The sequence below is a fragment of the Okeania sp. SIO2B3 genome (genome assembly GCF_010672525.1).
In the GTDB taxonomy this organism is placed as follows: Bacteria; Cyanobacteriota; Cyanobacteriia; order Cyanobacteriales; family Microcoleaceae; genus Okeania.
Window position 1 is genome coordinate 22,800 of record NZ_JAAHGH010000086.1, and the last position, 10,206, is coordinate 33,005.

Here is a 10,206-nt window from a genome sequence, read left to right on the forward strand (position 1 = left end):
CCAAGAAAGCAAATTGCGAGAACAGAATGTGATAGTATTTGCGGAAAGGCTAGAAGGAAAAAACTTAAAAGAGAAAAGGACAAAATAAATGTTAAAGAACATAAAAGCGGGAATCATAGCAATAATGTTGAGCTTATTGCTAATCCCATTAACACCCAATCCTTCCTATGCATATGCAACAGACATAGAAGTATATCCCAAACAAGAAGTTGTGGGCACCCCCTATGATAGCGAAACTGGAATAGATTACGAAGTAGCAAAAGAAATTTGTGAAGAAGAAAGGACCTTGTGCGATGCTTTCACAGTGTATTACGGCACTCCTAATAAGGGATATTTCTATAGTTTGGAGGATAATCCAGATGGGCTGGAATTGAAAAGTTTTCGAGGAGCGGATAGTGGATACAGAAATTATCCCGGAGAAGTAGCAGTATCATGTCTAGTTGAACCCGATTATCTTGATTTATCTGAGAGCAAGATGAATCCTAGTCTTGGCTACATTCAGGAATGGTTGTCTGTAGTGGATGGGACAGCAAAGTCAATAGATCTAGCCCTGAATAACACCGGGTACAACGAGGAAACTATAACTCTTGTAGCAGGGAATTGTGTAAAAAACATACAAGCACCAGGAGGTTATACGATAGAAGTGGAAGACATTTGTGATGGATATCCCCCATTCAAAAATATGCAAGTGCGTGCACTTTATCCATCGAATATTCATCTACTTGTAACAGAGTGTGAGCCTGAGTAAAAATTAAGGGAAAAGAAGGAAAACAGGATTGTAAAGGAATAGAAGAATCAGAAAGGATAAAGAAACAGCAATCCCAAAGATACTTAACTCAACCCTGGTTACTCCACTCCTAACCTAAATTCACCAACGGCGAGCCTATTCCTCAATGGGACTCGCCTATTTCAGTTATCAGTTATCAGTTATCAGTACCAACCACCGATATCCCAAAAAATCTTTATTTCACACAGTAAGTAATGTTGGCGAGTTTGACACCAGATGAGACAATGAGCGGTCGCCTCACTCAATTCAGACTCAAACGTTCCTGCAACCAACTTTCCAAATCTACCAAACTATTAAAACTTAAAAATACCTTTACTAAATCTTCTACATCTGCTAAAGGCAAACTTTCTATCTGACTACTAATCTCTTCAGAAACCTCTCCAAAACGTTGAGTTATTAACAGTTTTATTAGAGCGATCGCTTGATTAAGTAGTCCTATTGCTTCCCCTCTTGCTTCCCCTTATTGCTCTGCATAAGCTATCCGTCCTCTTTCATCTTGCATTGCTATCCCTCGGTTTTCAACTATCTCTAACTCCTCTGGACTCATATTAATAAAATTAGCAATATTTAAAGCTTGTTCTATTTCCGCAACTTCCCCTAAACTCTCTGGTATCTCATCAAAACTAGCCGCCTCTTTCAGGAAATAAATCCACTTATCTGTCAAACTCTTTAACTCCGACAAACTTTTTTTAAACTTCGGCAGTTCCACAAAAATTAACCGCAATTCTTTTTCCAAGCATTTATACGTTTTAGTTTCCTCCTGAAACACAAATTTATTAATATAATCATCTTTATGGCGAATGGCCATTCGCCCCTACATATAATTTGACCGGGATTAAAAGGGTTGACAATTGTCAAAGATTCAATGGTTTTTTCTCCATTATAAATTATTGCATTCAGAAAACTGATTAAAATCTCTTTGCTTTGTTCGGAACCAAATATTTTTTTAAAGCATAATCGACCTTGGGATTGATAAATTTCATAGTAGCTTTTCTCCCTATATAAATAACCAGAAATGAAGTTAAAAGTTAAAAGTTAAAAGTTAAAAGTTAAAAGTTAAAAGTCAAAAGTCAAAAGTCAAAAGTAAGATTTTATAGGATCAAAACTTTGAAGCTACAGTAATTTCCCGAAATTATTTCACGTCTAAAACGTTGAGTTATCAAAACCTTGACCAGAAAGATGGGGAGATCGAGAAAGATTTGACAATGGCGCTTTAATAGAACATTTTTTGATACCAAATCCGAGTGGATTTGATATAATATACTTTGATAATTCTATAATTACCGAAATAATTAATAATTAAACAATTAAATAATTAGATAATTCAGGTTTAAAGCCTCCCCTTTCAAGGGGAAAAAAATAAATCTTTTCCTTAAGCGTCAATCCTCTCCCTAAAAGGGAGAGGTAATTATCCATTATCCATTAATGAATTCCATATTCAATCTCCCCTACTCCATTTTAAATGTGTCGGTCCAACATAAGAGTTTTAGGGAACATCTTAACGAAGTCAGAAGTCAGAAGTTAACCCACCCCTCGCCCCTCCCCCTCCCAGGAGGGGAAGTAGGGATGCGTGAGCAACTCTCCAAAAATATTTCGCCTTAAAAGGCGGGGTTGCGCGACCCATATTTTTTTGATAAGTTTTGATTCAGATTGGACTTTTTGTTTGAGTGATTCTCTAGATTTTTTGGTGAAGTGAAAAATGCTGTGGTTAGTAATTGAACTAAATATCGTTATCTCAATTTTTTGTTTTTATCTAGCTTGGAGAATCTGGAAAGTTAGACTCACATTATTACAAGTAGAACAAACTCTCAATTTGATAAATATTTGTACCAGTAAGGTACTAGATAAAACACCTGAATTTTTCCAACTTCACCAGCAGAAAATAAATCAATTACGACAACTATATAAACAACTGGATTTACAAGTTCAACAGGTTAAACAAATTATGGCCATGCTTTGGTTGCTCAGAACCATTTGGCATCGTTTCTGTAGAATTTGGCGCTAGTGCCGCTACGCGGAAGTTAAAAGTCAAAAGTCAAAAGCGAGTGCGTAATTCTGAGGTCTCCTCAGAATGCAAGACGCACTCAAGACAGTCAAAATATTAATTTGTAATTGTTTTTGGATTTTGTAACTGGTCTATTATTTCCGCCATCCTGCACTAAATATATTGACACTCTCACCATCAAATCTTACCGTCAAATAAGAGCGATGATAATGGGAGTCCTCTTTCAAAAATTTAGATATGATTGATATTGACATCCTCCCGACGCTGCTCTTAGGAGACAGCGCGGGATTCCCTGGCATCACTGTTAGGGGCTTTCTGTTTCTTAGCACCCGCCTTCCGAGATTTGCTCCCTTCAGGTCTTACGGTCGCTCCACAGACTGACACTGCGAGTCCCGCAGCCTTCTTGGTGGGCGTTCCCTTGCGTCTATCGCCGACGCGGGTTCCCATCCGCAAAATATTTATACTTGCGTTTATGTCGCGGTCATGGTGACTACTACATTCAGGACAATCCCACTCTCTAATATTTAGAGGTAATTTCTCCACTACATGACCACAATTAGAGCAACGCTTAGAACTAGGGAAATACCTGTCAATCTTAATTAATTGACGACCGTACCACTCTGCTTTGTATTCTAATTGCCTAACTAATTCTCCCCAGTTGGCATCACTACCCACCCCTCTTGCTCCCCTCCCGGGAGGGGATGGGGGTGGGTTATGATTCTTGACCATGTTTTTTACCGCTAAATCTTCCACTACAATCAATTGATTTTCTTTGATTATTTGAGTGGTTAACTTATGGGTATAGTCTTCTCTTGAATCTTTAATCTTGGCGTGTATCCTAGCTAAAATCAGCCTGGCCTTTTGATAGTTATTAGACCCCTTGGTTTTTCTAGATAGAGACTTCCCTGCTAACCTAAGTTTTTTGTGTAACTTTTTGAGGTTCTTTGGATTAGCAATTTTTTCTCCATCACTGGTAGTAACTAAACTGGTAATTCCTAAGTCAATACCTATTTGCTTAGTTACTGACTTAAGCTTCAAGTTTCTAGGGTCATTGACTCTAAGGGACACTGACCATCTGTTACTGGGGTCAAGTTTTACGGTAATTGTGCTTGGTACACAGTTTTGAGGTATTTGCCTACTCCATCTGATAGGTAATGGTTCAGCACATTTAGCGATCTGAGACTTGACCATCTTTCCACTTAAATGCGGACTTTGTAAATTCTGCACTACCGCCCCGGGCGCTTTTTCTTAAAGTTAGGATATTTGGCACGTCCACTAAAAAAGTTAGTAAAAGCAGTTTGTAGATGTCTTAAACCTTGCTGTAATGGGACGCTACTGACTTCTGTGAGGAAATCTAAATCTTCCTGCTTTTTCCAGTGAGTTAGCATAGCAGAAGTTTGCTTATACCCTACTCGCTCTTTGTTTTCATACCAAGCTTGAGTTCTAGCAGCTAAAGCTCTGTTGTAGATCAGTCGAACACAGCCTAAAGTCCTCCTCAACAGGTTTTCCTGTTCTGGAGTAGGATAGAACCTAAACTTGTAAGCTTTTTCAACCATTTACTGCTTGCTAATTCTAGGTTTAGATTCTAACATATTCTGTGTGAAACCGCAAAATTGATTGGCATTCCCATCCCTCCGTTCCCGATCTGCGGAGAGCGCGGGTATAAATGCCAACATTTAGATAAAGAAGTCTTCTAGAAATATATTTATATTAAGTATGTCAAACAAAAAATCTGGACTATTTATCAGTGGTCTACTGCTAGGTTCAGCCATAGGTACATTAACAGGCTTATTAATAGCCCCTAGAACTGGTAAAAAAACACAACAGTTAGTGAAAAAATCTGCATCAGCTATTCCCCAACTTGTAACAGACTTGTCTACCAGTGTCAAATTTCAAACAGACCGTTTTTCAGGAGCTACTACTAATTCTTGGGAAGAAACTTTAGAAAGGCTAAGAGAGGCGATCGCTGCTGGATATGAAGCTAGTCAAAAAGAGAAAGAAATATTATCTCAACTAGAAGCAAAAAACTCTGAAGTTTCAGTAGTTATAAACAGGGAAAATTAAAACAATAAGCTTTTTTTTAATCTTAAAATACTCTACAATAGCACTAATTAGGGTTTGCGTATGGAAAGTATGAGTGGTAGGGGTAGGAGACAGGAGACAACCCACCCCTGACCCCTCCGGTGGAGGGGAAGACAGCTATACTGGAGAAATTGAAATTATAGAGGAGGTAGTCGTAAAAATTGTCCCAAGATTTTTCTGCCATAATCATCCCAAAATACTAGCTTTATGCAGCTCAATATACCGAAACAGGCGCACTTTTTTAGACAAAAAAAGGCAGCAAACCAATATATGTCAGTGCTTTTAGATTTAATCAGCAAGCCCTAATTATTGTTAAGATTATCCAGGAATAGGAAATTATCAATGAATAATTGATAATTGCTTAATTTGGTCTAAGACCTCTTCATTTATGAAGAAAATAAAAAGAAAATATTTTCCTTAAGTTCAACCCTCTTCTTTCAAAGAGAGGTAATTATCCATTATTCATTGTTCATTATCAATTGTTGAACATTCCCCTGTTTAGGCGAAATACCTGTGAACAACCCTTTGTTTTGGCTAGGATTGTCCCTTTTCCTGGTTGCATTGAGCCTCACTACTGTATTAATTGTCACCTTACCTGCGATGTTGGCATTAGCTAGAGCTGCTCGTAGTCTAGAAAAGTTAGCTGACATCCTAGCTCGCGAACTACCACCAACTTTAGAAGCAATTCGTCTCACTGGCATAGAAATTAGTGAGTTGACTGATGATGTTAATGATAGTGTCCAGAGTGCAGGAGAAATTGTTAAGCAAGTCGATCAAAGTATTGGTAATGTCCGTCAACAAACCAAGGAAGTTAAAACTACAACGAAAAGTATTTTTACTGGTATTAAAGTAGCCTGGAAAACATTTCATTCAAAAACAAAAGAAAATACGAGGAGGCCATTTAAGCATTCCCCATCATTTTCTCACAAAAATGTCGATCAAAACCATCTCTACACAGATATTCCTCCTGCTTCTGAAACTGAGGATTCTACTTTAATAGATAATAAACCTTAGACAGGGAAATGTTTTCTCCCCTGTTCCCTAGTTAGGGCTTGCTGATTAAATCTAAAAGTATTGACAGATAAAGATTTTAGCCTTTTTGGGGTCGAATTGCAGTGCGCCTATTTCAGTCTAAAACGCTCAAAAAGTTACTATTTTAGGTTCATAGTTGGGCAGAAAAATCACTCTGACAATTCTTACTCCTGCCTCCTCGCTCATTCCCATTTCTCCTGCCTCCTCGCTCATTCCCATTTCTCCTGTCTCCTGTCTCCTGTCTCCTGTCTCCTGTCTCCTGTCTCCTACCCCAGCAAAAAGACTTTAATTCAGCAAACCCTAGTTAAAAGTTATTAAGTCCCAAACTACTTACTATCATTGATCCTACTCCAGAATCTGTAAAGATTTCCTGTAAAAGTACATGGGGAACTCGACCATCAAGAATATGGGCAGCTCGAACTCCCTGAGCTAAACTCCGCACACAACAATTTACTTTCGGAATCATCCCACCAGATACAATTCCTTTTTCAATCAATTGTCTAGCTTCCTGGATATCTAACTTAACAATTAAACTATCTGGATTATGATAGTCTTCCAAAATTCCGGCTGTATCTGTAAGGAGAATTAACTTTTCTGCATCCATCGCAGCAGCAATTTCACCCGCAACAGTATCTGCATTAATATTGTAGGCTTGTCCTTTTTCATCTGCAGCTACACTAGATACTACGGGAATATAACCATCATCAACTAGGGATTGTAAAATATCTATTTTGATGTTGCTGACTTCCCCAACAAAACCAATACCTTCTCTTCCTTCGGGACGTGCTTTAATTAAGTTCGCATCCTTGCCACACAAACCCACAGCACGGCCACCAGCTTGATTTATTAAAGAAACAATTTCCTTATTAACCCTTCCCACTAATACCATCTCTACTACTTCCATAGTGGGCGCATCAGTAACTCGCAAACCATCTTTAAATTGTGGTTCAATTCCTAATTTGCCCAACCAAGAGTTAATTTCTGGGCCACCACCATGAACCACAATTGGACGTATACCCACACAAGATAGTAATACAATGTCCCTAATTACTTTATCTTTGAGGTTACTATCTTTCATGGCCGCACCGCCATATTTGACGACTATTTTACGACCTGCAAATTTTTGAATGTAAGGTAGTGCTTCACTTAGCACTTTGACTCGGTTGATTTCTGACTGATTTTCAAAATCTTTACTTTTTAGCATAGACAGCTAACCTTTTGAATTGATAATTTGAACAATATCAATATATAAGACCTCTTGCAAAAGTTTTAATTAAATCAAGTCAAGATATGGAATTAACAATTTCATCTCCCTATTCCCTATTCCCTATTCCCTATTCCCTATTCCCTATTCCCTATTCCCTATTCCCTGACTTCTGCAAGAAGTCTATAGTTTATTTCAATTTCAAACCTAGTACTTAGTTGTCTTAAAGTTTCCACAATTGACTAAGAGGAAAATAAATCACAGGAGCCCAAAGACTACTAATAACAGCAGAACCCAAAGCAATTTGTTTGTGGTGAACCCAAATTTCTCCAAATGTTTGATTACCGATTAATCCTAACTGAATTGCGATAAAAGTTTCTGCAAGAATTGCCAGAATAAATGTTACTAAAGCTATGGAAATAAAATCCTCCTGAATAAAGCGTTGCTTCTGTAAAAACACCGTGACAAATCCTGCAAAAACTAAAGGAATAATGTGAGTGGGATAAGGAGCTGTGATGCTATCTTGAATTAATCCTAAAACTAAGCCAGCAACTAAAGCTTCTATAATTGAACTCTGGCTACTCCAAGCAACTACCCAAATTAATAACCAGTTAGGTCCTATGCCAAAAATTTCCATTCCAGGAATACGAGTGAATAATAATAGTGCACAAAGAAGTACAGAAGTAATAGTGATTAGTGATTTGAAAATAGTTTGCTGAGATATATTAGACATCTGAGTTAAGGAAGTAAATTTAATAATTTGAAAGTTGTTGAGGATAAATTAATTGTTCAATTTTTAACTAGGATAAAATTTCTAGATTATTGGTAATTGATACTATTTTTTTTGCTGTAAAAAGCATCTATAGAGTTTCTCAAATTACTGAGGTATAGTTATTTTTATTCTTTTCTCCTGTTTCCTGAATTACTCGGACTTACCGAATTATTAATTATTAATAATTAATAATTAAATAATTCGCGCCTTGAAGCTGACCCTTTTAAGGGGAAAAAAGCGGTCGAGAGATGGCGAGGTCTCCTCGCTGTCCGACCATCGACCAAGAGAAGAAATAATATCTCCTGATATTCAATTCCGTAGCGGTTTTAACCAGAGGTAATTATCCATTATCCATTATCCATTATCCATTAATGAACTACTTTGCATACAACGTTCCTACCTAAAACAAACGAATTTTGTGCCTCACGCTTCTTGGGAATTGCTATATAGAATTTTTTCCTAGTCAATGATAATTTTCATTTGTCTTAGGTAAAAGATAATTAGGTAAAAAGAGTATTTTTAACAGAATAATTGCCCTGATTAGAATATTAATAAAAATGGGAAATAAAATAACTGTGAGCAGAATGAGACTTATTTCCTAATAATTTTAGGTTGTGCAAATTATTAATATTTTTGCATGATTTTAATTATGGCAGTCTTAAATGAATTGTAAAAAATTGGAAAGCCTTATACCAATTTTATGTGAGGTGGCACAGAATTATGAAATTTATTAACTTGTCTGTCTCTATCTACAGTCAACCCCGATAAAAATATTATTCTATGCAACTTTATATAAATTTGGTATTACCTCTATCCCCTAATTCCCAGATATTTTCTGAATAATTAAAATCTGTTAAATAAAAAATTGACTAATCAAAAGCTTTTCATTTTGATTAAATACATCTAATAACCAAACAACTCAAGGTAGACAACTAAAGAAAAATAAAAAAGCTGATCGTTGATAGTTTAATTACTTTTCTGTTTCACTCTGTTTATTTTGATAAACAGTCACCCATTCCAAAGTATTAAGTGGTGCTGATAATTTAACCTTAGCTTGTGGAGCAGGACTATTATTCAAATTAATAGATTCAACTTTTCCGATAGCCAAACCTGCTGGGAATAATTGACTATAAGCAGAAGTAGATACAACATCACCAACCTTAACATCAGGAAGATCGTTAAAAAATTCTAAGACAGCCAGATCGTCACCCTGACCCTTCATAAAACCCATCTGACGACTGCGAATAATTCCCGCGCCAACTTTACTGGTAGGGTCACTTACTAATAATACCTGGCTAGTATGAGGTGTAACGCTAGTTATTCTACCTACTATACCACCAGTTCCCATCACAATAAAATCTTTTTGAATACCATCTTTACTACCTCTTCCTAGAGTTACTTTTTGCCACCAATAGTCTGCACTTCTACCCACTACAGGAGCTACTATTCCTTTTGTTTTTCTAGTTTTTGTATAATTAAAAAGTTGCTTGAGAGTATTATTTTGTTTCTCTAATTCTTGTAATTTAATTTCTAGTTCTTCTATACGAGCATTAACTAATACTTCTTGTTGAACAGGGCTAGGTTGAAATGGTAAACTCAGCCAATGATAAATTTCAAAAAGTAAAGAACCTTGAGTTTGTCTAACCCAAAAAGCTGCACTTATTGCTAATATTAACAATGCAGCTTTTCTGATGATTTTTAAGCTTCGACGACGCAATGTTTGCATTGGTAAAACCTGAAAATTTGCTACTACTTTAAACTTTATTACTACTAATTTCTATTCAAAACAGAAACTTCTGTATCAGGAGTCAGTCCTCAGGAGTCAGTCCTCAGGAGAAATGGGAATTATAGAGTAGGTAGGATATATTTGTCCCCTGATTTTTCTGCCTAACTCTTGCCCAAAATGGTAACATTCATGAGCTTCTGAGCAACCGAAAGCCTTGCACTTTTTTCCTTCCAAAAAGGCACTTGCCTTTATCTGTCAATGCTTTGATATTTGATCGGTAAGCCCTAACTAGCTAATATTTGATTATTGAAATCCCAATTAACTATGAGTTATTAGTAATTAATCTTCTTACTGAATTTCGAGATTTACTCATTCAAAGATACAGAGTTTTAAGGAAATAGGAAATAGAGAACAGGGAACAGAGATGAAACTTATATAGCAGTCACAGGATAAGGTTAGGACATATTAAATCTACATTCCGCACTTCAAAATGTAGTATTGAAGAAGGAGACAGGAGACAGCTATACTGGAGACAGAATTTTAGAAGAAAATCATAGCTATCGCGATCAAGCCAACAATTAAGTAAGTATTGATGCTT

Annotated in this window: 10 protein-coding genes and 1 pseudogene; 4 read left to right on the plus strand and 7 right to left on the minus strand. The window is 36.6% G+C overall.

Going from position 1 to position 10,206, the window contains the following annotated elements; genetic code table 11:
• Nucleotides 1-88 precede the first annotated feature (88 nt).
• The gene (locus tag F6K15_RS29915) at nucleotides 89-748 is read left to right on the plus strand and encodes a hypothetical protein (protein WP_293068282.1); all 660 of its coding nucleotides are present in this window, start codon (nucleotides 89-91) and stop codon (nucleotides 746-748) included.
• Nucleotides 749-1,028: 280 nt separating this feature from the next.
• Here the strand turns inward: F6K15_RS29915 and F6K15_RS38715 are convergent, their stop codons facing one another.
• Genes F6K15_RS38715 through F6K15_RS38725 form a run of 3 tightly spaced genes read right to left on the minus strand, consistent with a single transcriptional unit; the run spans nucleotide 1,029 to nucleotide 1,804 of the window.
• Entirely contained in the window at nucleotides 1,029-1,226 is a 198-nt protein-coding gene (locus tag F6K15_RS38715; protein ID WP_363268995.1) for a DUF4351 domain-containing protein, read from the minus strand.
• 21 nt (nucleotides 1,227-1,247) lie between these two features.
• Nucleotides 1,248-1,595, minus strand: a complete 348-nt coding sequence (locus tag F6K15_RS38720) for a PD-(D/E)XK nuclease family transposase (RefSeq protein WP_363268989.1) — start codon at nucleotides 1,593-1,595, stop codon at nucleotides 1,248-1,250.
• Nucleotides 1,502-1,804: a PD-(D/E)XK nuclease family transposase gene (locus F6K15_RS38725; protein WP_363268997.1), complete on the minus strand. Its 303-nt coding sequence runs from the start codon at nucleotides 1,802-1,804 to the stop codon at nucleotides 1,502-1,504. Before F6K15_RS38725 ends, F6K15_RS38720 begins: the two co-directional genes overlap by 94 nt.
• A gap of 682 nt (nucleotides 1,805-2,486) precedes the next feature.
• Between F6K15_RS38725 and F6K15_RS29925 the strand changes: the two genes are divergently transcribed.
• Nucleotides 2,487-2,792 (plus strand): hypothetical protein, encoded by a 306-nt coding sequence (locus F6K15_RS29925; protein WP_293068284.1) that lies wholly within the window; start codon nucleotides 2,487-2,489, stop codon nucleotides 2,790-2,792.
• A 270-nt stretch (nucleotides 2,793-3,062) separates the two neighbouring features.
• On the opposite strand, the pseudogene F6K15_RS29930 reads toward F6K15_RS29925, so the two are convergent.
• A pseudogene (locus tag F6K15_RS29930) lies at nucleotides 3,063-4,348 on the minus strand (RNA-guided endonuclease InsQ/TnpB family protein).
• 160 nt (nucleotides 4,349-4,508) lie between these two features.
• On the opposite strand from F6K15_RS29930, the gene F6K15_RS29935 reads away from it, so the two are divergent.
• A complete protein-coding gene (locus F6K15_RS29935; RefSeq protein ID WP_293068286.1) occupies nucleotides 4,509-4,856 on the plus strand; it encodes a YtxH domain-containing protein in 348 nt (115 codons plus the stop codon).
• 579 nt (nucleotides 4,857-5,435) lie between these two features.
• Nucleotides 5,436-5,888, plus strand: a complete 453-nt coding sequence (locus tag F6K15_RS29940; RefSeq protein WP_375341096.1) for a DUF948 domain-containing protein — start codon at nucleotides 5,436-5,438, stop codon at nucleotides 5,886-5,888.
• A gap of 322 nt (nucleotides 5,889-6,210) precedes the next feature.
• Here F6K15_RS29940 and argB read toward each other — a convergent pair whose 3' ends face one another.
• From argB to mreC, 3 genes are all read right to left on the minus strand, one after another.
• Nucleotides 6,211-7,110: an acetylglutamate kinase gene (gene argB, locus F6K15_RS29945; RefSeq protein ID WP_293068289.1), complete on the minus strand. Its 900-nt coding sequence runs from the start codon at nucleotides 7,108-7,110 to the stop codon at nucleotides 6,211-6,213.
• A gap of 223 nt (nucleotides 7,111-7,333) precedes the next feature.
• A complete protein-coding gene (gene mreD, locus F6K15_RS29950; RefSeq protein WP_293068290.1) occupies nucleotides 7,334-7,843 on the minus strand; it encodes a rod shape-determining protein MreD in 510 nt (169 codons plus the stop codon).
• 1,009 nt (nucleotides 7,844-8,852) lie between these two features.
• Nucleotides 8,853-9,608, minus strand: coding sequence for a rod shape-determining protein MreC (gene mreC / locus F6K15_RS29955; protein ID WP_293068291.1), 756 nt, complete (start codon nucleotides 9,606-9,608; stop codon nucleotides 8,853-8,855).
• Between the last annotated feature and the right edge of the window lie 598 nt (nucleotides 9,609-10,206).

Excerpts from the sequence above, each read along its gene's own strand:
- F6K15_RS29915 (WP_293068282.1), top strand. The coding sequence starts at position 89 with ATGTTAAAGAACATAAAAGCGGGAATCATAGCAATAATGTTGAGCTTA.
- F6K15_RS38720 (WP_363268989.1), bottom strand. The coding sequence starts at position 1,595 with ATGGCCATTCGCCATAAAGATGATTATATTAATAAATTTGTGTTTCAG.
- F6K15_RS29925 (WP_293068284.1), top strand. The coding sequence starts at position 2,487 with ATGCTGTGGTTAGTAATTGAACTAAATATCGTTATCTCAATTTTTTGT.
- F6K15_RS29935 (WP_293068286.1), top strand. The coding sequence starts at position 4,509 with ATGTCAAACAAAAAATCTGGACTATTTATCAGTGGTCTACTGCTAGGT.
- argB (WP_293068289.1), bottom strand. The coding sequence starts at position 7,110 with ATGCTAAAAAGTAAAGATTTTGAAAATCAGTCAGAAATCAACCGAGTC.
- mreD (WP_293068290.1), bottom strand. The coding sequence starts at position 7,843 with ATGTCTAATATATCTCAGCAAACTATTTTCAAATCACTAATCACTATT.
- mreC (WP_293068291.1), bottom strand. The coding sequence starts at position 9,608 with ATGCAAACATTGCGTCGTCGAAGCTTAAAAATCATCAGAAAAGCTGCA.